Raw genomic sequence first — 25,530 nt, 5'->3', positions numbered from 1 at the left:
GCCGTGATAGGCTACATCGCACCCGACGTCCTCAAACAGCAGTGGGCCGCCGAGGTCGCTCAGAAGGCGGCCGACGAGCAGATTTTAGCCGGTGTGCGCCGGGTTGCGTCCGAGTCCGATTTGCTCATCAACGCCGCGAAAGGCGACCTCGAATCTCTGCGAAAACTAGAACCGGGTTTGCGGAAATTCGTCAGCTCCTATCTCGATGACAATCAGCGTGCCGAGCTGGCAAAGCAACGCCCTATCGACATCGTCGCCGAACTCGACGGCTGGCGCGCGAAAGGTCATGCCGAGCCTGATGCTGATCCGGAAGCACTCGCTTCGATCACCAGGCCGACGGTCGAGGCCGCCCCGGACGAGCAGCGGAGACCGACGTGAAAAAGCCGACGCCTGCCTCCGACGATATGGTCCGAATCTATGTCGGCCGCCGTGCATCCGGACGGCCCGTTTCAGGCTGGGAGCGAGCCGTTCTGTTTCTCGACGGCGGCTGGGTTGGCTGGACGACGATCACCGAATCGGACGCTAAAAATTCCGCCCCCGACGAACTTGTTCGCTGTCGCCGAACGCCATCGCAGCCGTGGTGCGACTGGTGTGGATCGAATATGAGTGTAGCCCGCGACATCGAACTCCAAGCATTTTTCACTACGATCGATGACGATGCTTGGCCTCGCCTTGCCATCGCGATCCGTAATTCGCAAAAGCGCACCGTCACTGAATGGCGCGCTGCAGGTGCCCGCCTAATCGCCGCCGCGACTAAGGATCGCCGCTACCCCGCTTCCCCTGCGTCTCGCTTATTTCGTGCGCGAGGCATTGGAACACGGTCTCTCCTGAAATTGCTCTCATCGGATCGACTGCCGGCCGTCGTCGATCCTAAACAAAATGTCTCTGAACAATAGAGCCAATGTGGTCACTCATCTTTTTCGGCGTCCACTCTATTTGACTCTTCAATAACTTCCCATGTATTAATTCGTGGCGGAATAAGCTTAATTCCTCTCGACGGTACTCCCGGAATATCCGGGTTCATCCTAGAGAATCTGTTAATAGCTAAATTGAATACACCGGCATAGCTTAGATTAACAACCCCCTCAATTACTGTGGTTTCGTCAGCTAGTAATACTCTAAGTTTGTAGGGTGATAGAGTTATGGTCTTTATGACAGCGCGGATTCGAGAAGCTACCTCGGCCCTATACTCTCTGTCGTCAGGTCGCTCTCTAAGGGCTATTGCCACCTTTGCGGAGTCGATGTGGATCCGTCGCAGGGGTTGCAAAGCAGCGAGTGCGCGGCGTTCCTCAGCCTTAGCGAGTGCCGTTTGCGCGATGGCGAGGTCTGCCTCGGCCTTTGCAATTCGGCGCGCGACGGCTGCTCCGGACGTCACACCTGTCGCCACGAGGTCTAGCAAGCGCTCGACCGTTGCCTGCGCGTCAGTGACCGCTCCCATAAATGGCGCGACATCGACGGTCTCGTCACGAACATCGACAGCGTTCGTAGCGAGCGTCATAAGCAAGGCCGACTCGGTAGACTCGTAGTTATATTTCGCTTTCTCGGTACAGCCCCCCTTCATGAGGCTGTTTCCGCATTGCAAATAGGGAGCGCCTGCCTTCGGCCCCCGGCCTTTATCAATATAATGAAGTCCCCCGCCACAAGCATGGCACTTGAGCAAGCCACTCAAAACGTTGCGGTGAAGTCCGGCCGGAGCACGCACCGATGACGTCGCACGCGCCCTCATAGCTGCGCGTGCCGATAACCACGTTTCGCGGTCGGTGACCGCCGGATAGTAGCCGACAAGCGTTGCGCCCGAAGTCGCTTCCGTGCCGCCGGCGCGTGGAGAGCGAGGGGTGTACTCACCAACGAGAGCCGGGTTTTCGAGGATTTTCTTCACATAGCTGTCGTGCCAATGTGAACCCTTCTTGCCGCCGACTCCCCATGTCTGAACTCCGTCGGAGTTGAGCCCGGAGGCAATCGAGCGAGTGCCTGAGCCTCCTATGCACTCGCGCAGAATCCGTCTTACGATATCGACACGCTCAGGAATGAGTTCATATCGACCTTCCTTTAGCTGCATCCATCCGGGGCAGATCCGGGTCATCGCACGACCTTCGGTTTCCGCGAGAATTCGTTTGTTTGCCCACGCGGCACCTACACGCTTTCCCTTTGTTTCCGACTCCTCATGCGCACGCATCATTACTACAATCGAAATGATGAGCTCGGTGGGATTTGCTTGGAGCGACGCGTCACTATAAACGCGCTTGTCGGCGAGAGTGACTATCGTCAGTCCGAGTTCAATAAGGTGCAAAAAGAGCCGGAGAGCTACTGTCACTTGTTCACGGCTAAGACGGTCGAGGCTTTCAACGAGCAGGTAGCTGCCGCGCTCAACCCGTCCCTTCTCGACCGCTTTCAGAAAGGACCCGAGAGCAGCCTTGTCATCGCGATGTTTGCCTTTGTACGCCGAACGACCTTCGTCTCTTAGACTCTCGTCCAGCTCCAGCCCTTGCTCCGCTGCATAGTTGCGCGCGGCTTCTAGCTGGCGCCGGAGGCTGTCGCCGAGACGTTGTTCCGGAGTCGAAAATCTGATGTAACTATAGGCCTTTGGCATGACGCGACCATAGCCGGCGCACCACGCCTTGTCGAGGTTATGTGCCGTATATGACTAACAGGTTATGTCCGCCGGCCGCCGCCACTTCGAGCGCCCGCCGGGCACTCTCCTGACCCTTGACGTCGGCGAGGTCGGGAAGGATCGCCATGGCATCGGCCACCTTCGGTTCGGGCCGCGACAGCACTTGGGTACCCTTGAAGTGGTTGACGACGGCGATCAGGCTGATGGGCGCAAGGATGGGCATCTCGCCGTCGGCCCAGGCCGCTTCCGGCCCGGAGGCGCGCGGGCACATCAACCCCAATCCTTCGGCGTTGGCGGCGATTGCCGCCGGCAACACGCCGGCCACCGGCGCGATGGTCCCGTCGAGGGAGAGTTCGCCGAGCACGATATAGTCGCCAAGAGCGTCGGCCGGCAGGGCACCCATCGCCACCATGAGGCCGAGCGCTATGGGCAAGTCGTAGTGACTGCCTTCCTTGGGCAGATCGGCGGGCGCCAGATTGACCGTGATCCGCTTGGCAGGCAGGGCGAGGCCGGAAGCGGCCAGAGCGGCACGGACGCGCTCGCGGCTTTCGGTGACGGCCTTGTCGCCAAGACCGACAATGTTGAACAACACCCTACCCGGCCCCATGTGGACCTGAACGTCGACGGGCGTGGCCTCGACGCCTTGAAAACACACGGTCCTGACGTGCGCGACCATCGCTTTACTCCCGAGCCGCTACAACCTAAGCGGATGGTCCGCCGCCTGTCAAGAACGAGAAGGGAACAAAGAGGGGCCTTCTGTTCCTATGAAGCTGGTATGGCTGCGTCGGGATGCCCCGGCAACCATTTGCTTTCTTTCAAAAGCACCGTCGATCACGAACGGTTCGGTCTCAACATGGCAGCCATGCGCAACATAATTGCTAGAGCCGCTTGTTGACCGCTTAACATGAGCACGACCTTCGTCTAATAAGCGCGCTTCCAAACGATGCCTGTTCGGCTTGCCAACGCCAGTCGCAGACATCGCAAAGAAGGGAGCAGAAGCTGACTGGCCCGAAGAAGCTTTCGCTCCCCGTCCTTGTTTTCGTGCATCTGCCGTCGCCGAGGGATCTCAACCTTTCGGGTGGATGCCTCTGACGAACGGAAAGTCATGTCCAGTACCACTCTCGCCGGCTCGTCCGGCGCCGTCCGCACCGGAAATTCGCGCGCGCGCGTCATCCTCGCCAGTCTCGTCGGCACCACCATCGAGTTCTACGACTTCTACGTCTACGCCACGGCAGCCGTGCTGGTGTTCCCGCATCTGTTCTTCCCGGCCGGCAACGACACCACGGCGCTGCTCTCCTCCTTCGCCATCTTCGGCGCCGCCATGGTCGCCCGGCCGCTCGGCGCGGTGTTCTTCGGACACCTCGGCGACAAGCGCGGCCGCAAGGTGACGCTGGTCGCCGCCCTCTTGACCATGGGTATCGCCACCTTCCTGATCGGCTGCCTGCCCACCTACGCCTCGGTCGGCTGGTTCGCGCCCTTCCTGCTGGTGGTGATGCGCCTGACCCAGGGCTTTGCCATCGGCGGCGAGTGGAGCGGCGCGGCACTGGTCGCCACCGAGAACGCGCCGAAAGGTAAGCGGGCCTTCTACGGCACCTTCCCGCAGCTCGGTGCACCGATCGGCTTCATCATCGCTAACGGCCTGTTCCTGATCATCTCGGCGGCGCTGCCGTCCGACGATCCGACGCGGCCGTCGCTGGCCTTCCTTGACTGGGGCTGGCGCATTCCCTTCCTGTTCTCGGCGGTGATGGTGATCGTCGGGCTCTGGGTGCGCTTCAGCCTGGTGGAAAGTGCCGCTTTCGAGAACACGGTGAAGTCCGGCAAGTTGCGCAAACTGCCGATGGCCGATGCCGTGCGCCACCACTGGCGCGAGTTGATCCTCGGCACGTTCTACATGCTGGCGACCTACGTGCTGTTCTACCTGATGACCACGTTCTCGCTGAGCTATGGCCGCGCCGCCACCACGGCGCCGATCCCAGGCCTCGGTTATGACTATCGCACCTTCGTCATGATGATGATCGTCGGCGTGGTGTTCTTCGGCATCTTCACCATGGCGTCCGGCCCCTGGGCCGACCGCTGGGGCCGCCGACGGACGCTGCTCTGGGTCACCGCCGCCATCATGCTGTTCGGCCTTATCTGGGTACCGATCCTGTCGCTCGGCGGCTTCGGCGTCATGGCCTTCCTCATCATCGGCTTTACGCTGATGGGCATGACCTTCGGCCCGATGGGCGCCCTGTTGCCCGAGCTGTTCCCGGCCAACATCCGGTACACCGGCTCTGGCATCTCCTACAACGTGTCGTCGATCCTCGGCGCCGCCGTGGCGCCGTTCATTGCCGTGGCGCTCTGGACCTATGGTGCGGGCAGTCCGTTCTGGGTCGGCATCTACCTGACGGTGATGGCTGGCCTCACCTTCATCTCGCTGGTGCTCGGCAAGGAAACAAGCGGCGTCGACATCAACGCCTGATGGGTAGCGGCCGAAGAGTTGCGAAAGCGGTCGCCGGTGGCGGCCGCTTTTTTCGTTGTCTTTCATCCATTCGTCTCCTAAAAGAGACGAATGGATACTTTTGAAGACGAAACCGGTGCCAGACTTGCCGCTCGCATCCGCCTCGAACGGGAGGGACGCGGCTGGTCTCTGGCCGACCTTGCCTCGCGCTCAGGTGTCGGCAAGGCCACCATTTCCAAGATCGAACGCGGTGATGCCTCGCCGACGGCGGGCGTGCTGGTTCGCTTGGCCGCGGCCTTCGACCTGACGCTGGCAAGCCTTCTGGTCCGGGCCGAGGCCGGGGCCGACCGTCTCGTGCGGGTAGCCGATCAGGCGGTGTGGCGCGATCCGGACACCGGCTATCTCCGCCGACAAGTGTTTCTGCGCCCCGATCATCCTCTGGAGATCGTCGAGGTGACCATGCCGCCCGGTAAAAGCGCGCTGCTGCCGGCCGCTACCTACGCCTTCATCCGACAGGTGGTCTGGCTGATCGAGGGCGAGCTCATCATGACCGATGCGGACGGGCGGCACGTTCTGGCTGCCGGCGACTGTATCGGCTTCGGGCCGCCGGCTGATGTGACCATTTCGAACGAAAGCGACGCGCCGGCCCGCTACGTGGTGGCGCTTGCAAGGAGCTGACATGTCGGACATCACCATCCATCCCCTCGGCCTGAATTCAGCGACCGTCGACGCGCTGGCGGCGCTGATCGTCGAGACGGTCGCAGGCGGCGGCTCGGTCAGCTTCATGCATCCGTTTGCCATGGACGACGCCCGGGCGTTCTGGCGCGGCTCGCTAACCGCCGCCGACAAGGGCCAACGCGTCGTGCTCGGCGCCTTCGAGGGCGAGATGCTTGTGGGCACGCTGACCTTGCTGCTCGACTGTCCGCCCAACCAGCCGCATCGGGCCGAGTTTGCCAAGATGATGACGCGCCCCAGCCATCGCGGCCGCGGCATCGCCACGGCCTTGATCGGAGCGGCCGAACAGGTGGCCCTTGCGAAGGGGCGTCAGCTGATCGTCCTGGATACCGCGAGCGACGGCGGTGCCGGCCCGCTCTACGAACGCTGCGGCTTCCGCCTCGCCGGCGAGATTCCCAATTACGCGCTGAAGCCGCACGGCGGCTATACCGGCACGCTCTATTACTACAAGGAGCTGGCTCAGGTCAGTTGACCGCGCCTAAGTTCGTAGAGCATGACGCCGGTTGCCACCGCCAGATTGAGGCTGTCGGCGCGACCGGCCATCGGGATCTTGACGCGGACGTCGCAAGCCCCGGTCATGTCGTCGGTCATGCCCGCCTGCTCGTTGCCCATCACCAGCACAGTCGGCGCACGGCTTTCGACGTTGCGATAGTCGTGCGTCGCCTTCAGATGGGTGCCGACGAGACGAACCCCCGTGGTCTTGGCCCAGGCAAGGAAAGCGTCGCGCCCGGTTTTTACCAGTGGCACATGGAACAGCGAGCCCATGGTGGCGCGCACCGTTTCGAAGGAGAAGGGGTCGCAGGTCTCGCCGACCAGGATGACGCCTTTGGCGCCCACGGAATCCACCGTGCGGATGATGGTTCCGAGATTGCCAGGGTCGCGCACCTGTTCGAGCGCCACCCAGACCTCGCCCTCGCCCGGCTTGACCTCGGCAAGCGGCTTCAGCCTCTGCCCGAACACGCCGACCACCATCTGCGGGTTGTCGCGATGGGTGATCTTGGCAAGCACAGCCTCCGACATTTCGAGCACATCGCCACCGCGCGCCCTGACGGCGGCCGCGGCTTTGGCGACATGCGGCTGGTCGCGTACCGCCGGCGCATAGGCGATGGCAGCGATCGGCCAGTTCTCTTCCAACGCATCGGTGACGAGCTTCAAACCTTCCCCAATGAAGCGGCCCGTTTCCTCGCGGGCCTTCTTCATGGCCAAGGCCCGGATGTCCTTGACCAGCGGGTTGGTGAGCGAGGTGATCTGCCGGACGGCGCCGGGCGCTCTTTCCCTGTCGGCCATGGCTCAGGCTCCGATAAAACGTGAAAACATCGAGGTGGCGAGCAGCCGGCCCGGCCGCTCCGCGTCGCCGGTCTCGCGGACAGCAAGTTCACCCGAGGCGATCGTGCCCGGACGGTGTCCGAGAAGATCGGCGGTGATCTCGTGAATGGACAGGAAAGAAGCGCGGATGGCGTAGGCCGTCAGCACCGCGAAGGCGGGTCCCGGCGCCAGGATCTGGCGCGTCAGATCGAGAAGATGGGGCAGGTCGGCTTCCAGCGACCAGACCTCGCCGTCCGGACCGCGGCCGAAGCGCGGCGGGTCGAGCAGAATGCCGTCATAGCGCTTGCCGCGACGCACCTCGCGTTCGGCAAACTTCACGGCATCATCGACGATCCAACGTATGGGGGCGGCGTCAAGACCGGCGAGCGCCTGGTTTTCCCGCCCCCAGGCCACGGACTTCTTGGAGGCGTCGACGTGCGTCACCTCGGCACCGGCCTCGGCGGCGATCAGTGAAGCAATGCCGGTGTAACCGAACAGGTTGAGAAGCTTCGGTTTTTCCGGTCCGCGATGGGCCTTGAGGCGCTCGACCATCCAGGTCCAGTGGGCGATTTGCTCGGCAAAGATGCCGACATGACGAAAGGCGGTCAGTTGGCAGACGACGGGCAGTCCCATCACCCGCATTTCCCAGGCGGTACCGATACCGGGCTCTGTCCGCCAGCGACCCGGGCCATCCTCCTCGACGTCGCCGGTGAAGGCGGCGCCGGCCGCTGCCCACACCGACGGCGCCAACCGGCGCGGCCCCATGGCCTGCGGCTCGGGCCTGATGACGGTGAGCGCGCCGTAGCGTTCGAGTTTCTCGCCCTCGCCCATATCCAGAAGGCGGTAGTCGTCCCAACCCTCGGTGACCAGCAGCGAGCTCACCTGCTCGCTGGCGAGACGCGGGCCGAGAACGGCCGGCATCGGCCGTTTCGGCGCTGCGGCTCCCGATGGACGAGCCGGACCGCGCGGTTCGCGACTGCGCGCTTCCTGTCGTTCCGTTTCTTTCCCGGCGGCCTGGGACCGGTCCGGTTTGCGGAATGGAGGACGGCCGGCATGAGAAGCGGGCTTTGCGGGGGAGGGCGGCTTTGCCAAGGCGGTTTGTCCGGCAGGAAAGGGATCTTCGGCCCCTTATACACGCCCCTCGGCCGGAATGAAGCGCCGCTTTCCCGCCGGTTCATCGATCACCGCCCTTTACGGAGCTTCCCCGAGAGGGCTACAAGGGCGCAACCTTGCGGAGCCGTCGCTACCGCATCCGATTTCTATGGAGAACCCATGCGCCCTTCCCGTCGTGCTCCCGACGAACTGCGTCCCGTCAGCCTTGAGCGCGGCGTGTCGCGCCACGCCGAAGGTTCCTGCCTCGTCAAATTCGGCGACACCCATGTGCTGGTCACCGCCTCGGTCGACGAGAAGGTGCCGCCGTGGCTGCGCGGCGGTGGCAAGGGCTGGGTGACCGCCGAGTACGGCATGCTGCCCCGCGCCACCGGCGAGCGCATGAAGCGCGAGGCCGCTGCCGGCAAGCAGTCTGGCCGCACGCAGGAAATCCAGCGACTGATCGGCCGCAGCCTGCGCGCCGTCGTCGACCTGATCGCTCTCGGCGAGCGGCAGATCGTGATCGACTGCGACGTCATCCAGGCCGATGGCGGCACCCGCACCGCCTCGATCACCGGTGCTTTCGTAGCGCTCTATGACGCTATCGAGTGGATGCGCCGGCGCAATCTGGTGCCCGCCAATGCTAAGGTGCTGCGCGACCATGTCGCCGCCATTTCCTGCGGCATTTCCGATGGCGTTCCGGTGCTCGACCTCGACTATATCGAGGACTCCTCCGCGGAGACCGACGCCAACTTCGTGATCACCGGTTCCGGCGGCCTTGTCGAGATCCAGGGCACCGCCGAAGGTGCTCCCTTCTCGGAAGCCGAGCTGCAGCAATTGCTCGGCTTGGCCAAGGGTGGCATCGCCCAGCTGATCGAGCTGCAGAAAGCGGCCATCGCGTCCTGAAAGGGCTTGATATGACCGAACAGCGCCGCATCGACGGCAAGCGCCTCGTCGTCGCCACGCATAACAACGGCAAGCTCCGCGAGTTCTACTTCCTGCTGGGCGGTCTTTCCATCGAGCTGGTGTCGGCGGGCGATCTTGGCCTGCCGGTGCCGGTCGAGGATGGTCAGACCTTCGTCGACAATGCCCGTATCAAGGCACTGGCCGCCGCTCGCGCCGCCGGCGAGGTGGCCCTTGCCGACGATTCCGGCCTGTGCGTGGAAGCTCTCGACGGTCGTCCCGGAGTTTACACGGCCGATTGGGCCGGGCCGAACCGCGACTGGTCGATGGCCATGCGTCTCGTCGAGGAAGAGCTTTTCAAGGTTGGGGCCGCGACGCCTGACAAGCGGCGGGCGACGTTCGTCTCCCTCCTTTGTCTCGCTTGGCCTGACGGCCATACCCAGGAATACCTCGGCACGCGTGACGGCACGCTCGTCTGGCCCCCGCGCTCGGGCGACTTCGGCCATGGCTATGATCCGGTCTTCATGCCGGAGGGAGAAACCAGGACCTATGGCGAGATGACGGAAGCCGAAAAGCACGGTTCCATCTGGGACGCGCCAGGTCCGTTGTCGCACCGATCGCGGTCGCTGAAGCTGCTCGTCGAAGGCGCCTTCCCCATCGGCTTCGGGCCGCGCGGGTGAGCCTATGAACGATCGGGATCTCCTTTCGGGGGTAGAAGCGGCGGCCTCAGGCACGCCGGACATCGGTTTCGGCGTCTACGTCCATTGGCCCTTCTGCGCTCGCAAATGTCCTTATTGCGACTTCAACAGCCATGTCCGGCCGAAGGGGATCGACGAGGCCGGCTATCTCGCCGCCATGGAGCGGGAAATAGCCGCCCACGCCCGCCTGACGCCGGGGCGTACCGTGACTTCGGTGTTTCTCGGTGGCGGTACGCCATCGCTGATGAAACCGGAGAGCGTCGGCCGCCTGCTCGATCTGATCGGTCATCATTGGCAGATGTCTGCCGAGGCCGAGATCACGCTTGAAGCCAATCCTTCGTCGGTGGAAGCCGAGCGCTTCCGGGGCTATCGCTCGGCGGGCGTCAACCGCCTGTCGCTTGGTGTGCAGGCGCTCAACGACACCGATCTCAAATTTCTCGGCCGGCTGCACAATCTCGACGAGGCATTGCGCGCCCTCGAGCTGGCCCGCGAAACCTTCCCGCGCCTCTCCTTCGACCTGATCTACGCCCGCCCCGACCAGAGCCTCGACGCCTGGGAGGCGGAGCTTCGGCGCGCCATCGGTTTCGCCGCCGACCACCTGTCGCTCTACCAGCTCACCATCGAGCCGGACACCGCCTTCGAGAAGCTCTACATTGCCGGCAAGCTGGTGGTGCCCGACGCGGATGCGGCTGCCGATCTCTACGAGTTGACGCAGACGGTCGCCGGAGCGGCCGGCCTGCCGGCCTATGAAATCTCCAATCACGCCACGCCGGGCGGTGAAAGCCGGCATAACCTTCTCTACTGGCGTTACGGAGAGTACGTCGGCCTGGGGCCGGGAGCCCATGGTCGCATCGTTCAGGAAGACGACCGCGGTCGCCTTGCCACCATCGCCGAGCGCAACCCAGAAGCCTGGATGCGGCGTGTCGCCGAAACCGGCAACGGTGTGATCGAGACCGAGGAGATTTTCGGCGAGACGGCTGGTGACGAAATGCTGCTGATGGGACTTCGCCTCGTCGAGGGCATCGACGCGGCCCGCTATCGGCGGCTGTCCGGCCGTGGCTTCGATCCGGCCCGGATTTCCGACCTCGTCACTCACGGCATGGTGGAAGTGCTGCCCGATGGCCGCATTCGCACCACGCCGGCCGGTGCCTTCGTTCTCGACGCCGTGGTCGCCGATCTCGCCGCCTGAGTCCTTTGCGTATCCGCTTATCCGAAAAGTCTGCAACTTATCGGGCGGATGCGTCAGAGCCGCGACGCCGGTTTCGGCTTCGATCCGTCCGAAAAACGCGACAGGCGGAAATGGGTCGGGTCGACGAAGGGCGTCGTTCCCGTGACGAGGTTGGCAACCAGCCAGCCAGCCCCAGGCCCGATACCGAAGCCGTGACCGGAAAAGCCCGTGGCGACAACGAGGCCGGCAAATTCGTCCACCTCCGAGATGACCGGCACCACGTCAGGCGTCACGTCGATATAGCCGGCCCAGGCCTGGACGATGCGCGTATCGCGGAAAGACGGAAACCGCCGCTTCAGCTCGCCCATGGTACGTCGCAGGAAACGGACATCGGGCTTCGGATCGAGAACGCGCATCTTTTCGTAGGGCGAGACCCTGTCGAGTGGCCTTGTCGGCCAGTCGTCGATCTCGCGGAAGAAACGCGACCCGAAGGATAGCGATACGTGCTTCCAGTCGGCCATCAAGGCCGGCAGGAAGTTCAGGGCGAAGCGAACATGGTCCGGCGTGAGATCGGCGACATTGGCAACGCCGTTGGCCACGGTGAGGCCACCGTCGGCGCGCTTGCGGATACCGATCGCGTCATCCCAGATGCCGGCATCGGGGCCGCCGGTCACCGGATGGGTGCGCGACACGGTCGACCGCATCTTGAGCTGCGGCAGCGTGACGCCGAGATCCTTCAGGAAACGGCGCGACCAGGCGCCGGCTGCGAGGACCACCCGCTTTGTTTTGATGGTGCCTCGCTCGGTGACCACCGACACGATCTCGCCGATGGCCGTTTCCAGGCCGCGCACCGCGCAATCGGTGATGACGACGGCGCCCTTGGCACGAGCGGCGAGCGCGATGGCTGGAGCCGCCTTCTGCGGCTCGGCGCAACCGTCGCTCGGGCACCACAGGCCGGCCGGGGGCGGCGACAGATCGTCCTTCATGACGGCCTTGACGGCCTCGCCCTCGATCACCTCGGCGCCGATGCCGTGCCCGGCCGCCGCTTTGGCCCAGTCACGATAGCCATCGATCTCGCGTCCCCGACGAGCGGCGAAGAAAATGCCGGTCTCCCGGAAGCCGGTATCGCCAACGCCATGGGCGCCCAGCTCGCGCCACAGGCGCATCGCCTCGCGGATGAGGTCGAACTCGCGCGGATCGCGATCGGCCTGCCGGACCCAACCCCAGTTGCGGCTCGACTGCTCGCCGCCGATATGTCCCTTTTCGAGGAGCACCACCTTGAGGCCCCGTTCGGCCAGATAGAGCGCCGAGCTGGTTCCAATGATTCCACCGCCGACGATGACGACGTCGGCCTCCTTCGGCATGGCAACATCTGACGGAACGGGATCGACCTGCGGACCCATCTTCAAGACTCCCCGGAAGGCGCCGGCCATCGCCGGCAACACACCCCGTTTTACGCCAAAACCTGGGTCGATCCAGTCCGGCAGCTTCCCAAGTCCGCCTATATATGGGGCTTTTCCGTCCCAGTCGCGGCTTGAGCGGCAGCTTCCAGGTCTGTATCCCTCAAGGGGATCCTCTCTCCACGCGGAGCAGCCGATGCGTCTCGCCGCCCTACAGATGCAGTCCCGTTCATCCGACCCGGCCGCAAATCTCGAGCGGATCGACAGAGCCGCCGCTGAGGCTGCGGCCGGCGGAGCCCGTCTCCTGATAACGCCAGAACTCGGCCTCGTCGGTTACGGCGCGGGACCCGATCTGCCACTTCTGGCGGAGCCGGCGGATGGACCACTTGCCGAAGGCCTCGCGACGATAGCCCGTCGGCACGCACTGGCCATCGTTGCCGGTTTTGCCGAACGCGATGGCGATGCCGTATACAACAGCGCCCTGTTCGTTTCGGCCGATCAACGGGTGGTCTATCGAAAGAGCCACCTGTACGGCTCCTATGAGAAGCGCTGGTTTCACGCCGCGCCGCCTTCGGCGGTTCTCGTCCGCCACGACGGGCTGACCCTCGGCCTGCTGATCTGCTACGATGTGGAGTTTCCGGAAAACGTCCGGCGTCTCGCCCAGGTCGGGGCCGATGCGGTGCTGGTGCCGACGGCCTTGCCGGCAGGCGGATCGGGCGAATTCATCGCCGCCCACATGATCGCCGTTCGCGCCTTCGAGAACCAGATATTCGTCGCCTATGTCGACAACTGCGGCAGCGATGGCGATTTCGCTTATGCCGGCCTTTCCCGCATCGCCGCGCCGGACGGCACCATTCTTGCAGCTCCTCACGACCGGGATGAGGCACTGCTTTTCGCCAACCTCGAGCCGGCGGCCTATACCCGGTCGCGCGCCGAAAACACCTATCTCTCCGACCTCAAGGCCTTAGGGCCAGCGGCCTGAAATGCAAACGGCGCGTCCCTTTCGAGACGCGCCGTCGGCCGATCCAAAAAAGCGTCCGCCTCAGTTGGCGGCAGCACCCTGCTGCTGCTGCATCTGCTGAAGCCGCGAGAGATACTGCTGGTAAAGGGCGACGAAGTCGATCGGGTCGATCAGGAGCGGGGGGAAGCCACCGCGGATGACGGCGTCGGCGATGATCTGGCGCGCAAACGGGAACAGAAGGCGCGGACCCTCGATATTGACGTAGGGGTGAAGGTGCTGGGCCGGAACGTTCTGCACCGTGATGAGACCGCCGTAGGTCAGCTCGACGTTGAAGAACACTTCCTCGCCGAGCGCCGCCTTGGCTTCGAGATGCAGCTCGATCTCATAGTCGCTCTGGCTGCGCTGGCGCGAGTTGACGTTGACGCCGATGGAAATCTGCGGCGCATTCTCGCGAGCCCTGAGGCTGTCGGGCGCCTTCGGGTTTTCGAAGGACAGATCCTTGACGTACTGGGCGACGACGCTCATCGACGGCTGGGCTTCAGCGGCCCCATTCTCGGGCTGAACCGAACTCATTCTCCGCACTCCTCCGGCCAGCCTGGGCGACGACGCCCTCGAGGTGACCCATTGTTTTGGTGGAACCGGCGGCGATTGATGGCCGTTTCCCGGTTTTTCCGCGGGTCCGAGCGCTATCAGGCTTGAGAGACGAGATCAAGACCGATCGCCGTCGCGATCGGGCGGCGAGAGGGGTGGGCGATCCGACCACGGCGAGCTGCCGCCACCGCGACTTTCCCATTCGTCTTCATCAAGGTCGACGACGCCGTCCTCTTTCCGACGGCCGTAGCCCGATGAAACGGTCGATACAGTAAGCCGGGCGGCGATCACCGTTATGATGAATCGCCGGACGGGAGCGAACAGCAGCAGCAACGCCAGCACATCGGACAGGAATCCCGGCAGAATCAACAGCACGCCGGCGATAAGAACGATAAGGCCCTCCAGCAGCGTACCGGCCGGCATGCGGCCGCCCGAAAGCTCGGCCTGCACACGGCGCAGGAGACCAAACCCGGCATAGCGAAACAGCGCCAAGCCGCCAAAGGCCGCGAGCAGGACAAGGCCAACGGTGTTGATGACGCCGAGATAGCCGCCCACCCAGACGAACGTCGCGATCTCGGCGATCGGCCAGGCAATGAGAAGAAGAGGCAGATAGGGCGAAAGGCGCATGGCGATCCCGGTTTCATCGGTTTGTTCGGTCATGATGCGCCGGCTCGTCAGTTCGGCGCAAGGGACCCTCCGTCCCATATGGTCGAGGCAATGTCGATCGCAAGCGGCGGTCCTATCGTCGAAATCGCCGTAAAATCACCGCATGTCCGTCTTTCCCTCGCCGCCGCCGTCGCCTACATAGGCAGACGATACAAACGCGATGATGCGCCCCTTCGGCGCCAACTGAGGGAAACGATGCTCGGATGAACGCCTTCCTCGATCTCACCAGCCTCATCTTCCTCGTGATCGCCGTCGTCATCTTCTGGCGTCTCAGAAGCGTGCTCGGCACGCGTACCGGCAACGAAAAGCCGCCGTTCGATCCGTTCGCCGGCCGCAAGGCGGAAATCGAGCCGCCGTCGGCGGGCGACAACGTGGTGACCCTGCCGCGCGAAGGCCGGCCCGACCCGCGCGAGGCAATGCTCGCCCGCATCGATGAGGCGGTCCCCGATGGCAGCGCCAACGCCGGGCTGAAGGCGATCGCCGCAGCCGACCGAAACTTCGACCTCGACGGTTTCATGAGCGGCGCCAGCGCTGCGTATGAAATGATCGTCTCGGCCTTTGCCGCCGGTGACCGGGCGGCGCTGAAGCCGTTGTTGTCGCGCGAGGTTTTCGACGGCTTCTCCGGGGTGATCACCGAGCGCGAGGGGCGTGGCGAAAAGATCGATTTCACCTTCGTCGGAATCGACGAGGCGAACGTGGTCGATGCCGGGCTTGAAGGCGGCATCGCACAGGTGACGGTCCGTTTCTCCTCACAGCTCATTTCCGTCACTCGCGGGCGCGATGGCTCGGTTGTCGAAGGCGATCCGCAAAAGGTGGCCGAAGTGACAGATGTCTGGACTTTTGCGCGCGAGGCCAGATCGTCGGATCCAAACTGGAAACTCGTCGCTACCGACGCCGGGGGCTGACCCCATCTTGGCCGACGTCTTCTCCGCCGCCCGCCTCGTCGCGGTTGACTTCATCGATCTTCCCGGCTGGGCCGACGACGACCACGCCGCCGCTTTCGCGGCCTTTCGCCGTTCGGCGATCCGGCTTGCCGCCAAGTCCCCGACGACGAAGGAGCTTGGCCCGGATAGTGCGGCGTTGGTCCGGGAAGGGAAGGCAGCGATCGCTCTCGGGGAGGGCATCGAGCAGGCAGAGGCCCGTACCTTTTTCGAAACGCACTTCCGGCCTTTCCGCGTCGAGCCTAACTCGGGGGAAGGGTTCGTGACCGGGTTCTTCGAGCCCGAAGTGGACGCGCGCCTTCAGCCTTCGCTCGCTTTCCCGGTCCCGCTTCTCGCGCCGCCCCGCGGTCTGCGCGAAATCGGCGCCGATGACGACCGACGCAACCTCGATCCGACGCTGACCTGGGCACTTGAGGACGAACAGGGGCGCCTCGCCGCCTGTCCCAACCGCAGGGCAATCATGGCTGGCGTTCTGGACGGCCGGGCGCGCCCGATCGCCTACGTGGGGAGTGCCGTCGAGGCCTTTTTCATTCACGTGCAGGGCGCGGCGCGGCTTCGTCTGCCAGGTGGCGATCTTCTGAGAGTCACCTTCGCGGCGAAAAGCGGTCATCCCTACTTTCCAGTGGCGCGCCTGATGCTCGAACGCGGCGTCGTGGCGAGCCCGTCCGAAGCCACCGCCGATGCGCTGCGCTCGTGGCTCGAAGGACTGGCTCCACAGGACAGGCGAGCGGCGCTCGGCCGCAATCCATCCTATATCTTTTTCCGCGAGGCACCCGTCGACGATCCCACCCTTGGTCCAATCGCCGCGGCGGGCGTGGCGCTGACGGCAGGCCGATCGCTGGCCGTCGATCGTTCGCAGATCACCTTTCACGCGCCAGTGTTCGTCGAGGCCGATCTTGCCGCCGGACCGTTCCGCCGCCTGATGGTGGCGCAGGACACCGGTTCAGCAATCATCGGACCGGCGCGCGGCGACATTTTCTTCGGTTCGGGCGAAGCCGCCTTTGCGCTGGCGGCCCGGGTGCGCGACACCGCCCGCTTCACCCTGCTTGTGCCGCGGGAGACCTGACGATGTCCCGCCGCAAAGGCCGATCGCTCGCTCCCGAGGAGGAAGAACTCTGGCGAGCGGTGAAGAAGACCGTGACGCCATTTCTTCCCGAAAAGGTCACACTGCCACCACCGGCGGCGCTCGCGGCACAGCCCGAGGCGCAACGATCTCTAGTGCCGTTGCAGCCGACCGTCTCTCCCGCTCCGTCTGCCAAGCCCGCGCTGCCGAAGCTGCACCCGTTCGGCAAGCGCGAGCGACAGGCCGTCAATCGCGGCCGTACGGCCATCGATGGCCGGCTCGACCTGCACGGCTACCGGCAGGACGAGGCCCATGCCCGCCTTTCGGGCTTTCTATCCTACGCGCAGTCCATGGGCTGGAAGGTGGTTCTGGTGATTACCGGAAAGGGGCGCCCGGGCGGGGACTTCCAGAGCCTGCACGATCATGAGCGTGGCGTGTTGCGGCGTGTCGTGCCACTCTGGCTGAGCCTGCCGGAGTTTCGCCGGGTCGTGCTGGGTTATGAGGACGCAGGGCCGGTACACGGCGGTGATGGCGCGCTCTACATACGGATCCGCAAGAGGAAGTAGCATGACCCCGTTCGGCGCCCGCCTGCGTGAGATTCGCGAGGCGCGCGGCATGACGTTGAAGTCGATGGCGGCAGCGATCGGCGTATCGCCGGCTTACCTGTCGGCGCTCGAGCACGGTCGGCGCGGCCGCCCCACCTGGGATCTCCTGCAACGGATCATCGGGCATCTCAACGTCATCTGGGACGAAGCCGACGAGCTCGAACGGCTGGCCGACCTGTCGCATCCCCGTATCGTCATCGACACCGAGGGGCTCACCCCAAAGGCAACGGAACTTGCCAACCGACTTGCGGAATGCATCCGCAGCCTCGACGAAGAGCGGCTCGATCAGCTGATCGACCTCGTCGGCAAACGCTGAGCGCCAAGAGAAGGTCAGCGAGTCACCACCCGAACCGGAAGCGTCAGGAGATAGGCCGGCAGGGTTACGACGGCGCCCGCCGTGGTACCGACGAGGCTGCCTAACGAACCGGTCAAACCCCGCGCCGTTTCGGTGAAGCTACCCTGCGCCGTTGCCAACCGATCGCCCCGTCTCAGGCGGTCGCCGAGCTTGTTGACGAAGTCGGGCAGGACCACGGCGAACTTGTTGTGCGCCAGCCTGTCGTTGGCTTCGGTGGCCGAGAGATCGATGACGATGACGCCCAGATCGGCAATGGCTTTCTTGTCTTCGGTATAGGCTCCGAGGCGCGGCTTCTCGCCGGCGATCAGACCGGACAGCCAGAGCGCCTGGTCGTCGGACGAGGAAAACAGCACGAATGGGTATTTTGGCCGGCCGATCACCTGCATTTCCGACTTGAAGACGTCGACGTCGATATCGGGCGCGGCCAGAACCACCGTGCGCAGCTTGCCACCGAAATCGCCGTCACCGGCGATCTTGGCCTGGCGCAACGCCTCAATGGTTGCCCAGTTCCCCATGGAATGGGCGAAGACATACAGGTCTTCGACGCCGCTTTTGGCGGCGATGCGCAACAGCTCTTCCAGACCGTCGCGGGCGATGGTGGCGCTGTCGCGGTCGTAGACATAGTCGAACACCGAGCCGCGCGATGCCCAGGTGAACAGCACCGGCACACCGTCGAAGCCGGTATCGTGAACGATCTGCGTGGCGCGAAACACCGCCTCGTCGAAATCGGTGTTGAAACCGTGGACGATGACCGCGATCGAGCGACGGCCCTTCGGCAGCGCGGCAACCCGCGCGGCAAGGCGCTTTTCGAAGGCGTCGGCGCCATCGACATAGTCGAGCGAACGGGCCACGAACTGTTTCTTCGGATCGCCTGGCAGCGGAGATGGCCATTCGATATCGCCGGTTTTGTGGCTTGGCGGCACCGAGATCTCGAGATCGGCGAAATCGAGGCGACTCGCCCGCTCGCCGTTGAACATCGCCGGCCCCGACGTCGCTCGTTCTCGTGTCGCGGCCACCAGCAGTTCATGCTCCGTTGCTTCAGGCGCCGGCGCCGCCGTCACCTCAAGGGCGCCGCCGTCGGGCCGCGATCCGGCACAGGCGGCGAGGAAAAGAATGGGCAGAAGGAGAGCAAAACGGAAGCGCATGGCGACCCAGCGATAAGGAAGGCTCTCTTCTAGCCGAGCAGGAGCAAATAGGCCAAGCCCGAACTGGCGCGCTGGACAAAAGGCCGCAGGAAATGCCATGACAGCCGGGATTTTTCATCCTGTCGTCGTCATTTACCTCCACACGCCGACATGCCGGGGTCGTTATCCATGTCCGCCGTCAAGATCGCCGAGGTCGCGGAGGCCGAGGCTTTCCTCGCCGCCAATCCCGACGTCGTCCAGTTCGAGTGCTTCCTGACCGATTGCTCGGGCGTGCAACGCGGCAAAATGCTGCGCCGGTCCGAGCTGCTCGGTGCCTATCGCGTAGGCCGGCCGCTGCCCTGCTCGGTTTTGTCGCTCGATATAAAGGGAGCCGACGTGGAGGGAACCGGGCTGCTGTGGGAACAGGGCGATGCGGATCGCATGTGCCGCCCGGTTGCGGGCACTCTCGTCCGGTCGCCCTGGCGGGAGACGCCCACCGCCCAATTCATCCTCACGTCCTTCGAAGGCGACGGTGCGGGCTCGGCCAGCGACCCGCGCCATGCGCTGGCACGCGTCGTCGACGAGGCACAAGCGCTCGGTCTTCGGCCGGTGACTGCCGTCGAACTGGAGTTCTATCTTCTCGACGGCCGCGCGGCGGCCGAGGGTAGGGTGATGCCGCCGGCGGCACCGAACGGTTTCCGTCAGGCCGATCTTCAGGCTTATCTCGTTCAGGATCTGTCCGATTTCTCTGGATTCCTCGAGGCGGTCTATGCCGCCGCCGAGGTTGCCGGCCTGCCGGCGCGCACGTTGATCTCCGAGTATTCGCCCGGCCAGTTCGAGATCGTGCTGGAACATCGTGACGACGCGCTGCGTGCCGCCGACGACGCCATCCTGTGGAAGCGGCTCGTCAAGGGCGTGGCCGAGCGCCATGGCCTCACAGCCACTTTCATGGCCAAGCCCTACGAGGCTTTCGCCGGCTCCGGCGCCCACTTCCATGTCAGCCTGTGCGACGAAACCGGCAAAAATCTCTTCGCGGGCAGCGAACCAGAGGGCAATGCCCTTCTCCGCCACGCCATCGCCGGCCTCGAAGCGACCATGGCCGAGAGCATGGCGATCTTCGCCCCGAACGCCAACAGTTACAGGCGCTTCAAACCCAACTCCTACGCCCCTTTGGGGCCGGCCTGGGCGATCGACAACCGCTCGGTGCCGATCCGCGTCACCGGCGGACCGCCGCAAACGCGTCATCTCGAGCAGCGCGTGGCCGGCGCCGACGCCAACCCCTATCTTGCGCTCGCCACGGTGATCGCCGGCATGATCGAGGGCATCGAGGCGGGGCGCGAACCGTCGAAGCCGATCACCGGCAACGGGTATGCGCAAGTTCCGCCGTCGTTGCCGCGCTTCTGGCCGGAAGCGCTTCGGCGGGCTCGCGACTCCGAGTTTCTGAAGCGCCGGCTCGGAGAGCGGCTGGTCGATATCTATCTCACCATCAAGGAAGCGGAATGCGACCGTTTCTTCGCCGAGGTGAGCGATCGCGACATTCACTGGTACCTGAGGCTGGCGTGAGGGACGCCGGGCGGCCGTGCCGGCAACCCGGCAGCCGTCTCATTCCTTGTCCTTGCCGTTCTTGATCTTCAGGAACTTCGAACCCTTGCCGAGAATCTTGTCGTCGATTTCGCCGATGGCGGCCAGATTCTTGCGGTCGTAGTCCAGCCGCGACAACAGGTAGCGGATGGCGTTGAGACGCGCCCGCTTCTTGTCGTTGGACCGAACGACGACCCAGGGACTGAGATCGGAGTGGCTGGCCTTCAGCATGCGGTCGCGGGCCGTCGTGTACTGGTCCCACATGGCCAGCGCCTTGAGGTCGACCGGCGACAGCTTCCAGATGCGCAGGGGATCGTGACGGCGGTCGTGGAACCGCTTGAGCTGCATTTCGCGGCCGATATCCAGCCAGATCTTGATCAGCACGATGCCGTCGTGAATGAGCATGCGCTCGAAATGCGGCACTTCCTCGAGGAACAGATCCGACTCCTCGGCCGTGCAGAAGCCCATCACCGGTTCGACGACGGCGCGATTGTACCAGGAGCGGTCGAAGAACACGATTTCGCCCTTGGTGGGCAGCTCCTTGACGTAGCGCTGGAAGTACCATTGGCCACGCTCGACGTCCGACGGCTTGGTGAGCGCCACGTGGCGGGCCGAACGTGGATTCATGTATTCGAGAAAGGTGGAAATGGTGCCGCCCTTGCCGGCGGCGTCGCGGCCTTCCAGCAGCACGACGATGCGCTGGCCGGTGTCGTTGGCCCATTTCTGCAGCTTCACCAGCTCGATCTGCAAAACCCTCAGCTCTTCAACGTAGGGCTTTTCCTTCAGGCTCTCCTTATAGGGGTAGCCACCGGAGCCGAGCGCTTCCATCTCGATCTCCTCGGGAAGATATGGATTGTCGAGATCGAAGGTGACCTTGCCGAGCGTGATCGGCGGCGCGTCGGGTGCCTGCGTCGCCAACACGGCGGCGCCTTCACGGGCGGCGATCAGCTCGACGCTCGACACGAAACGACGGGTCATGTCGTTCGTCGATTTGTCTTTCTTTCCCATCGGCTTTCCCCCAGAATCCGCCTACCGCGCCACCGACGCGGGCACAGCGAGCCGCGCTACAAGCGTCATAAAAGACGTTTATCAATATGACAGACTCCGCGTTTCCGCTTAAGGACCAATAAATATCATGAGCCCCACGCCGGACAGGCCGGAAAATAGCGATTTTGCGCATGAAGGACGGGGGCGCTTTGCTGAATCTGTTGCCGAGGGACGCCTGCAGGCAGTGCTTGCCGCCGCCGCCGCATTCTGGCTGGTCATGCTGTTCGCGGCCGATCTCGCGCCGGCCGTGGCGCTACTGGGGCTGGTTGCCACAGCGACAGCCGCGATTTGCGTTCTGCCAACTGGCGCAAAGGTAGCGCAATCGCGGCCAACCGACCGATCGCCGCCTCGCCGCTGGCCCGACACCGGCATGAAGTTGCTGCTCGATGGCATGGAGGAGCCGGCTTTTCTGACCGATGCGGACGGTACGCTTCGCTATCAGAATGCCGCGGCCTCAGCCGAGTTCGGACCGGCCCGCATCGGCGACCCGCTTGCTTTTCGCCTGCGCGTGCCGGAAATACTCGACGCGGTGCAGCGCGCCGGACGGGGAGAAAGCCTGCCTCCGGTGCGCTTCATCGAACGCGGCACGGGAGGGGAGCGACATTTCGTCGTCCGTTGCTCGCCGCTGCGCCTGCCGCGCCCCGAACCCAAGCGCCGGCCGGATTTCGTGCTGTTGCGCTTCCGGGATGAAAGCGATGCCGTTCGGCTGGATCGCATGCGAAGCGATTTCATAGCCAACGCCAGCCACGAACTCAGAACGCCGCTCGCCTCGCTGACCGGCTTCATCGAAACGCTGCTCGGGCCTGCCCGGCGGGACGAAGTCAACCGAGAGCGGTTCCTGACCATCATGCTGGAACAGGCTCGACGCATGGGCCGGCTCATCGACGATCTGATGTCGCTGTCTCGCCATGAGATGAAGGCGCACCTTCGTCCGACCGGTGCCGTCGACCTTGCCGAGATATTGCCGGCAGTCGCCGACATGCTGACGCCGGTGGCAGAGGCTCGACAGACGGTCATTACCATCGGAGCCGACCTCGCCAACGCTCCCATCACCGGTGATCGCGATGAGCTGATGCAGGTTTTTACCAACCTCGTCGAGAATGCCGTGAAGTATGGCCGTGAGGGCGGCCGCGTTACGCTGGAGCTCGAAGACGAGGCCGGCGACGATGGCAGGCCCGGCTTTCGTGCCTGCGTGTCGGACGATGGCCCGGGCATCCCGGCCGAGCATTTGCCGCGCCTTACCGAGCGCTTCTACCGTGTCGATGCGGCGCGGAGCCGCGAGCAGCGCGGCACCGGCCTCGGCCTTGCCATCGTCAAGCACATCATCAACCGCCATCAGGGACGCCTCGTCATTCGCTCCGAGGTGGGGGCCGGCACGACGGTCAATGTCTGGCTGCCCAAGCGATCCGACCTGCCGGGACCCGAGATGACGAAAAAGACGGAAGCCGTTGTCGCCAACGGCCTCGCTGTCTGATTTTCATCATATAATTCAATATATTATACTGTCATAATATTGTAGCCCATCCGTCATAGAAGGGTAGCGCCAGGCCGTTAGGGTCCGCGACGTGACGGGGACGAGACAGCCAGCGGGCTTTCAGGCCTCCGACCGTCATGATCCTAAACCGTTAGGAGTACTCCCGTGAAATTCTCCACCGCCGCCAGCGCCTTCGTGCTCGGTTTTTGCGCCACCGGAACGGCTGCCTTTGCCGCCGAGCAGATCCACATCGCCGGCTCTTCCACCGTTCTGCCCTACGCGACCATCGTCGCCGAGGCTTTCGCCGAGGCCAACCCCAACTTCAAGGCGCCGATCGTCGAGGGCGGCGGTACCGGTGCCGGCCTGAAGGAGTTCTGCAAGGGCGTGGGCGACGACACCATCGACGTTGCCGACGCTTCGCGGAAGATCAAGGCCGAGGAGCTTGACGCCTGCAAGGCGGCCGGCGTCACCGAAGTCCAGGAAATTCGCATCGGCTATGACGGCATCGTCTTCGCCTCCGACATCAAGGGCCCGGACTTCGCCTTCGAGCCGGCCGACTGGTTCAACGCCATCGGCGCCAAGGTTCTGAAGGACGGCCAGCTCGTCGACAATCCGAACGCCAAGTGGTCGGACGTCAAGGCCGGCTTCCCGGACTGGGAGATCGCCGCCTACATCCCCGGTGAAAAGCACGGCACGCGCGAAGTCTTCGAGCTCAACGTTCTCCTCGCCGGCTGCAAGGCCACCAAGGCCTATGATGCGTTCATCGCTTCGGGTCTCGCCAAGGGCGACGCCGAAAAGGCCTGCGCCAAGGTGCGCAAGGATGGCAAGGCTGTCGACATCGACGGCGAGTACAACGAGACGCTCGCCCGCATCGATTCGAACAAGACCGGTATCGGCGTGTTCGGCCTCGCCTTCTACGAGAACAACAAGGACAAGCTGAAGGTCGCAACCATGAGCGGCATCGCTCCGTCGGTGGAGACCATCGCCAAGGGCGAATATCCCGTGTCGCGTCCGCTGTTCTTCTACGTGAAGAAGGCGCATCTCGGCGTCGTTCCGGGCCTCAAGGAGTACGTCGAGTTCTTCCTCGCCGATCAGATGATCGGTCCGCGCTCGCCGGCCGTCGCCAAGGGCCTCGTCCCGGCGCCGAAGGAAGAGCGCCAGAAGGTTCTGGCCGACTTCCAGGCCGGCAAGACCCTCTGATCGATCGACATGAACTCCAGAAGGGCCTCTCGTCGGAGGCCCTTCCTTCTTGCGCCGCGCCGATCGGCGGGCGAAACATCGGGGAGGCCGTATGGGTCCGCTCTGGCTGCTCGCGCTGATCGCGGGTCTTTCCTTCTTCGGCTTCGTGCTGGGCCGTTGGAAGTCTGTCGTCCTCTCAGGCAAGGGGCGCGGAGCGCTCGCCGCCCGGCCCGGCTATTACGGCGCCTACGTCCTGATCTGGACGGCCATGCCGGCGCTGCTCATTCTCGTCGCGCTATCGATCGCCAAGCCGTTGCTCGTCGATCACACGGTGCGTGCCAACCTGCCCGAGCAGGTGTTGAGCAATGCCGCGCAGCTGTCGCTGGAGATTTCCGGCGTGCAGCAGGTGGCCGCCGGTCTGAAGCTCGCGACCCCCGAGGAACTTGAGAACATCCGGATCGGCGTCGTGGCGGCGCGTTCGGTGTTCGCCCAGCACGGACTGCCGCTTGGCGCCGACGTCAAGCCCTATCAACTGATCGCAGCGGGGGCGCTCAATCTCGTTTCCGACGGTCTCGATACCGCCGTCGACGCGGCGGTCGTCGCCGCTCTCGCCTTCGGCCTGATCTTCGCGTTCGTCCGGGTGAAACCGCGACTCAGGGCCCGCAACCTCGTCGAAAACACCGTTCTGGCGCTGCTCATCGCCGCGTCGTCGGTCGCGATCCTCACCACAGTCGGCATCGTCCTCAGCCTGTTGTTCCAGGCCCTGCAGTTCTTCTCCATGGTGTCGCCGGCCAACTTCTATCTCGGTACCGTCTGGGACCCGCGGTTTGCCGCCGCTGGCTCGACGGAGAGTGGCCAGTTCGGCTTTCTGCCGCTCTTTTGGGGCACGCTCTACATTTCCTTCTTCGCCATGGTCGTGGCCGTGCCGGTCGGTCTGTTCTCCGCCGTGTACATGGCCGAATACGCCACCTCGAAGGTCCGCTTGATTGCCAAGCCGCTCATCGAGATCCTGGCCGGCATCCCGACCATCGTCTACGGCTTCTTCGCCCTGACCACCGTCGGGCCGCTCATTCGCGATTATGTCGCCATGCCGCTCGGCCTCGGCACTTCGGGCAACAACGTGCTCACCGCCGGCCTAGTGATGGGCATCATGATCATTCCCTACGTGTCCTCGCTTTCCGACGACATCATCATGGCCGTTCCCCGTTCGTTGCGCGACGGCTCGCTGGCCCTCGGCGCCACCCGCTCCGAAACCATGCGGCTGGTGATTTTGCCGGCGGCGCTGCCCGGCGTGGTCGGCGCGGTGCTGCTCGCCGTGTCGCGTGCCATCGGCGAGACGATGATCGTCGTGCTGGCGGCGGGTGTCGCAGCTCGCGCATCGCTCAATCCCTTCGAGGAAATGACCACCATTACCGTGAAGATCGTCAATCAGCTGACCGGCGACCTCGAGTTTACCAGTCCGCAAACGCTGGTGGCCTTCGCGCTGGGTATCACGCTGTTCGTCATCACGCTCGGCCTCAACGTGCTGGCGTTGACCATCGTCCGCAAGTACCGGGAGCAATACGAATGACGGAAGCCACCTCTCCTCTTCCCT

The 25,530-nt window shown here is 64.2% G+C and carries 25 protein-coding genes and 1 pseudogene; 17 read left to right on the top strand and 9 right to left on the bottom strand.

The window, feature by feature from the left end:
• Window positions 1–3: 3 nt before the first annotated feature.
• Window positions 4–378, top strand: a complete 375-nt coding sequence (locus QQZ18_RS18225; protein ID WP_284542376.1) for a hypothetical protein — start codon at window positions 4–6, stop codon at window positions 376–378.
• Complete coding sequence (locus QQZ18_RS18220) at window positions 375–896, top strand: hypothetical protein (RefSeq protein WP_284542375.1); 522 nt, start codon at window positions 375–377, stop codon at window positions 894–896. The genes QQZ18_RS18225 and QQZ18_RS18220 overlap by 4 nt, the downstream gene beginning before the upstream one ends.
• Window positions 897–907: 11 nt before the next feature.
• On the opposite strand, the gene QQZ18_RS18215 is transcribed toward QQZ18_RS18220, so the two are convergent.
• Together QQZ18_RS18215 and QQZ18_RS18210 are read right to left on the bottom strand one after the other, a co-directional pair.
• The gene (locus QQZ18_RS18215) at window positions 908–2,590 is read right to left on the bottom strand and encodes a recombinase family protein (protein WP_284542374.1); all 1,683 of its coding nucleotides are present in this window, start codon (window positions 2,588–2,590) and stop codon (window positions 908–910) included.
• Window positions 2,591–2,639: 49 nt separating this feature from the next.
• Window positions 2,640–3,287: pseudogene (locus tag QQZ18_RS18210) on the bottom strand (magnesium chelatase domain-containing protein); the annotation flags it as partial.
• A 429-nt stretch (window positions 3,288–3,716) separates the two neighbouring features.
• Between QQZ18_RS18210 and QQZ18_RS18205 the strand changes: the two are divergent.
• The 3 genes from QQZ18_RS18205 to QQZ18_RS18195 all read left to right on the top strand — a co-directional run bounded on the left by QQZ18_RS18205 (window position 3,717) and on the right by QQZ18_RS18195 (window position 6,258).
• Window positions 3,717–5,072 carry an MFS transporter gene (locus QQZ18_RS18205; protein ID WP_284542373.1) on the top strand — a complete coding sequence of 452 codons (1,356 nt, stop codon included), beginning with the start codon at window positions 3,717–3,719 and terminating at the stop codon, window positions 5,070–5,072.
• Window positions 5,073–5,162: 90 nt separating this feature from the next.
• Window positions 5,163–5,729: a helix-turn-helix domain-containing protein gene (locus QQZ18_RS18200; protein ID WP_284542372.1), complete on the top strand. Its 567-nt coding sequence runs from the start codon at window positions 5,163–5,165 to the stop codon at window positions 5,727–5,729.
• Window position 5,730: 1 nt separating this feature from the next.
• Window positions 5,731–6,258 carry a GNAT family N-acetyltransferase gene (locus QQZ18_RS18195; protein WP_284542371.1) on the top strand — a complete coding sequence of 176 codons (528 nt, stop codon included), beginning with the start codon at window positions 5,731–5,733 and terminating at the stop codon, window positions 6,256–6,258.
• On the opposite strand, the gene QQZ18_RS18190 is transcribed toward QQZ18_RS18195, so the two are convergent.
• A complete protein-coding gene (locus QQZ18_RS18190) occupies window positions 6,246–7,073 on the bottom strand; it encodes a TrmH family RNA methyltransferase (protein WP_284542370.1) in 828 nt (275 codons plus the stop codon). The two genes, QQZ18_RS18195 and QQZ18_RS18190, sit on opposite strands and share 13 nt — an antisense overlap.
• A 3-nt stretch (window positions 7,074–7,076) precedes the next feature.
• Window positions 7,077–8,012, bottom strand: a complete 936-nt coding sequence (locus QQZ18_RS18185) for a class I SAM-dependent methyltransferase (RefSeq protein ID WP_284542369.1) — start codon at window positions 8,010–8,012, stop codon at window positions 7,077–7,079.
• Window positions 8,013–8,363: 351 nt separating this feature from the next.
• Between QQZ18_RS18185 and rph the strand changes: the two genes are divergently transcribed.
• The 3 genes from rph to hemW are packed head-to-tail and all read left to right on the top strand — an operon-like array spanning window position 8,364 to window position 10,970.
• On the top strand, window positions 8,364–9,086 hold the full coding sequence (gene rph, locus QQZ18_RS18180) for a ribonuclease PH (protein WP_284542368.1): 723 nt from the start codon (window positions 8,364–8,366) through the stop codon (window positions 9,084–9,086).
• 11 nt (window positions 9,087–9,097) lie between these two features.
• Complete coding sequence (locus QQZ18_RS18175) at window positions 9,098–9,763, top strand: non-canonical purine NTP pyrophosphatase (protein WP_284542367.1); 666 nt, start codon at window positions 9,098–9,100, stop codon at window positions 9,761–9,763.
• A gap of 4 nt (window positions 9,764–9,767) precedes the next feature.
• Complete coding sequence (gene hemW, locus QQZ18_RS18170) at window positions 9,768–10,970, top strand: radical SAM family heme chaperone HemW (RefSeq protein WP_284542366.1); 1,203 nt, start codon at window positions 9,768–9,770, stop codon at window positions 10,968–10,970.
• Window positions 10,971–11,023: 53 nt separating this feature from the next.
• Here hemW and QQZ18_RS18165 read toward each other — a convergent pair whose 3' ends face one another.
• A complete protein-coding gene (locus tag QQZ18_RS18165) occupies window positions 11,024–12,313 on the bottom strand; it encodes an NAD(P)/FAD-dependent oxidoreductase (protein ID WP_284542365.1) in 1,290 nt (429 codons plus the stop codon).
• 232 nt (window positions 12,314–12,545) lie between these two features.
• Between QQZ18_RS18165 and QQZ18_RS18160 the strand changes: the two genes are divergently transcribed.
• Entirely contained in the window at window positions 12,546–13,331 is a 786-nt protein-coding gene (locus tag QQZ18_RS18160; protein WP_284542364.1) for a carbon-nitrogen hydrolase family protein, read from the top strand.
• A 60-nt stretch (window positions 13,332–13,391) separates the two neighbouring features.
• On the opposite strand, the gene secB is transcribed toward QQZ18_RS18160, so the two are convergent.
• Both secB and QQZ18_RS18150 read right to left on the bottom strand, forming a co-directional pair.
• Entirely contained in the window at window positions 13,392–13,883 is a 492-nt protein-coding gene (secB, locus tag QQZ18_RS18155; protein WP_446728678.1) for a protein-export chaperone SecB, read from the bottom strand.
• Between the two features lie 135 nt (window positions 13,884–14,018).
• A complete protein-coding gene (locus QQZ18_RS18150) occupies window positions 14,019–14,561 on the bottom strand; it encodes an FxsA family protein (protein WP_284542362.1) in 543 nt (180 codons plus the stop codon).
• A 209-nt stretch (window positions 14,562–14,770) separates the two neighbouring features.
• Between QQZ18_RS18150 and QQZ18_RS18145 the strand changes: the two genes are divergently transcribed.
• Genes QQZ18_RS18145 through QQZ18_RS18130 form a run of 4 tightly spaced genes read left to right on the top strand, consistent with a single transcriptional unit; the run spans window position 14,771 to window position 17,492 of the window.
• Window positions 14,771–15,472 carry a Tim44/TimA family putative adaptor protein gene (locus tag QQZ18_RS18145; protein ID WP_284542361.1) on the top strand — a complete coding sequence of 234 codons (702 nt, stop codon included), beginning with the start codon at window positions 14,771–14,773 and terminating at the stop codon, window positions 15,470–15,472.
• Window positions 15,473–15,479: 7 nt separating this feature from the next.
• Window positions 15,480–16,574 carry a murein transglycosylase A gene (gene mltA / locus QQZ18_RS18140; RefSeq protein WP_284542360.1) on the top strand — a complete coding sequence of 365 codons (1,095 nt, stop codon included), beginning with the start codon at window positions 15,480–15,482 and terminating at the stop codon, window positions 16,572–16,574.
• Window positions 16,575–16,576: 2 nt separating this feature from the next.
• A complete protein-coding gene (locus QQZ18_RS18135) occupies window positions 16,577–17,137 on the top strand; it encodes a Smr/MutS family protein (RefSeq protein ID WP_284542359.1) in 561 nt (186 codons plus the stop codon).
• A gap of 1 nt (window position 17,138) precedes the next feature.
• Window positions 17,139–17,492 (top strand): helix-turn-helix domain-containing protein, encoded by a 354-nt coding sequence (locus tag QQZ18_RS18130; protein WP_284542358.1) that lies wholly within the window; start codon window positions 17,139–17,141, stop codon window positions 17,490–17,492.
• A 14-nt stretch (window positions 17,493–17,506) separates the two neighbouring features.
• Here QQZ18_RS18130 and QQZ18_RS18125 read toward each other — a convergent pair whose 3' ends face one another.
• Window positions 17,507–18,676, bottom strand: a complete 1,170-nt coding sequence (locus tag QQZ18_RS18125) for an alpha/beta hydrolase (RefSeq protein WP_284542357.1) — start codon at window positions 18,674–18,676, stop codon at window positions 17,507–17,509.
• A 168-nt stretch (window positions 18,677–18,844) separates the two neighbouring features.
• Here QQZ18_RS18125 and QQZ18_RS18120 point away from each other — a divergent pair, with 168 nt between their 5' ends.
• Window positions 18,845–20,218, top strand: a complete 1,374-nt coding sequence (locus tag QQZ18_RS18120) for a glutamine synthetase family protein (protein ID WP_284542356.1) — start codon at window positions 18,845–18,847, stop codon at window positions 20,216–20,218.
• Between the two features lie 39 nt (window positions 20,219–20,257).
• Here the strand turns inward: QQZ18_RS18120 and ppk2 are convergent, their stop codons facing one another.
• On the bottom strand, window positions 20,258–21,244 hold the full coding sequence (gene ppk2 / locus QQZ18_RS18115) for a polyphosphate kinase 2 (RefSeq protein WP_284542355.1): 987 nt from the start codon (window positions 21,242–21,244) through the stop codon (window positions 20,258–20,260).
• Between the two features lie 127 nt (window positions 21,245–21,371).
• Between ppk2 and QQZ18_RS18110 the strand changes: the two genes are divergently transcribed.
• The 3 genes from QQZ18_RS18110 (at window position 21,372) to pstC (ending at window position 25,506) form a co-directional block, all read left to right on the top strand.
• A complete protein-coding gene (locus tag QQZ18_RS18110; protein ID WP_284542354.1) occupies window positions 21,372–22,757 on the top strand; it encodes an ATP-binding protein in 1,386 nt (461 codons plus the stop codon).
• 165 nt (window positions 22,758–22,922) lie between these two features.
• Window positions 22,923–23,957 carry a substrate-binding domain-containing protein gene (locus QQZ18_RS18105; RefSeq protein WP_284542353.1) on the top strand — a complete coding sequence of 345 codons (1,035 nt, stop codon included), beginning with the start codon at window positions 22,923–22,925 and terminating at the stop codon, window positions 23,955–23,957.
• A gap of 91 nt (window positions 23,958–24,048) precedes the next feature.
• Window positions 24,049–25,506, top strand: a complete 1,458-nt coding sequence (gene pstC, locus QQZ18_RS18100; protein ID WP_284542352.1) for a phosphate ABC transporter permease subunit PstC — start codon at window positions 24,049–24,051, stop codon at window positions 25,504–25,506.
• Window positions 25,507–25,530 lie beyond the last annotated feature (24 nt).

This window comes from Pleomorphomonas sp. T1.2MG-36, from assembly GCF_950100655.1.
Lineage (GTDB): Bacteria > Pseudomonadota > Alphaproteobacteria > Rhizobiales > Pleomorphomonadaceae > Pleomorphomonas.
This window is presented reverse-complemented; position numbering and strand designations above follow the sequence as displayed.

Excerpts from the sequence above, each read along its gene's own strand:
- QQZ18_RS18215 (WP_284542374.1), bottom strand. The coding sequence starts at position 2,590 with ATGCCAAAGGCCTATAGTTACATCAGATTTTCGACTCCGGAACAACGT.
- QQZ18_RS18205 (WP_284542373.1), top strand. The coding sequence starts at position 3,717 with ATGTCCAGTACCACTCTCGCCGGCTCGTCCGGCGCCGTCCGCACCGGA.
- QQZ18_RS18200 (WP_284542372.1), top strand. The coding sequence starts at position 5,163 with ATGGATACTTTTGAAGACGAAACCGGTGCCAGACTTGCCGCTCGCATC.
- QQZ18_RS18195 (WP_284542371.1), top strand. The coding sequence starts at position 5,731 with ATGTCGGACATCACCATCCATCCCCTCGGCCTGAATTCAGCGACCGTC.
- QQZ18_RS18190 (WP_284542370.1), bottom strand. The coding sequence starts at position 7,073 with ATGGCCGACAGGGAAAGAGCGCCCGGCGCCGTCCGGCAGATCACCTCG.
- QQZ18_RS18185 (WP_284542369.1), bottom strand. The coding sequence starts at position 8,012 with ATGCCGGCCGTTCTCGGCCCGCGTCTCGCCAGCGAGCAGGTGAGCTCG.
- rph (WP_284542368.1), top strand. The coding sequence starts at position 8,364 with ATGCGCCCTTCCCGTCGTGCTCCCGACGAACTGCGTCCCGTCAGCCTT.
- QQZ18_RS18175 (WP_284542367.1), top strand. The coding sequence starts at position 9,098 with ATGACCGAACAGCGCCGCATCGACGGCAAGCGCCTCGTCGTCGCCACG.
- hemW (WP_284542366.1), top strand. The coding sequence starts at position 9,768 with ATGAACGATCGGGATCTCCTTTCGGGGGTAGAAGCGGCGGCCTCAGGC.
- QQZ18_RS18165 (WP_284542365.1), bottom strand. The coding sequence starts at position 12,313 with ATGCCGAAGGAGGCCGACGTCGTCATCGTCGGCGGTGGAATCATTGGA.
- QQZ18_RS18160 (WP_284542364.1), top strand. The coding sequence starts at position 12,546 with ATGCGTCTCGCCGCCCTACAGATGCAGTCCCGTTCATCCGACCCGGCC.
- secB (WP_446728678.1), bottom strand. The coding sequence starts at position 13,883 with ATGAGTTCGGTTCAGCCCGAGAATGGGGCCGCTGAAGCCCAGCCGTCG.
- QQZ18_RS18150 (WP_284542362.1), bottom strand. The coding sequence starts at position 14,561 with ATGACCGAACAAACCGATGAAACCGGGATCGCCATGCGCCTTTCGCCC.
- QQZ18_RS18145 (WP_284542361.1), top strand. The coding sequence starts at position 14,771 with ATGAACGCCTTCCTCGATCTCACCAGCCTCATCTTCCTCGTGATCGCC.
- QQZ18_RS18135 (WP_284542359.1), top strand. The coding sequence starts at position 16,577 with ATGTCCCGCCGCAAAGGCCGATCGCTCGCTCCCGAGGAGGAAGAACTC.
- QQZ18_RS18130 (WP_284542358.1), top strand. The coding sequence starts at position 17,139 with ATGACCCCGTTCGGCGCCCGCCTGCGTGAGATTCGCGAGGCGCGCGGC.
- QQZ18_RS18125 (WP_284542357.1), bottom strand. The coding sequence starts at position 18,676 with ATGCGCTTCCGTTTTGCTCTCCTTCTGCCCATTCTTTTCCTCGCCGCC.
- QQZ18_RS18120 (WP_284542356.1), top strand. The coding sequence starts at position 18,845 with ATGTCCGCCGTCAAGATCGCCGAGGTCGCGGAGGCCGAGGCTTTCCTC.
- ppk2 (WP_284542355.1), bottom strand. The coding sequence starts at position 21,244 with ATGGGAAAGAAAGACAAATCGACGAACGACATGACCCGTCGTTTCGTG.
- QQZ18_RS18110 (WP_284542354.1), top strand. The coding sequence starts at position 21,372 with ATGAGCCCCACGCCGGACAGGCCGGAAAATAGCGATTTTGCGCATGAA.
- pstC (WP_284542352.1), top strand. The coding sequence starts at position 24,049 with ATGGGTCCGCTCTGGCTGCTCGCGCTGATCGCGGGTCTTTCCTTCTTC.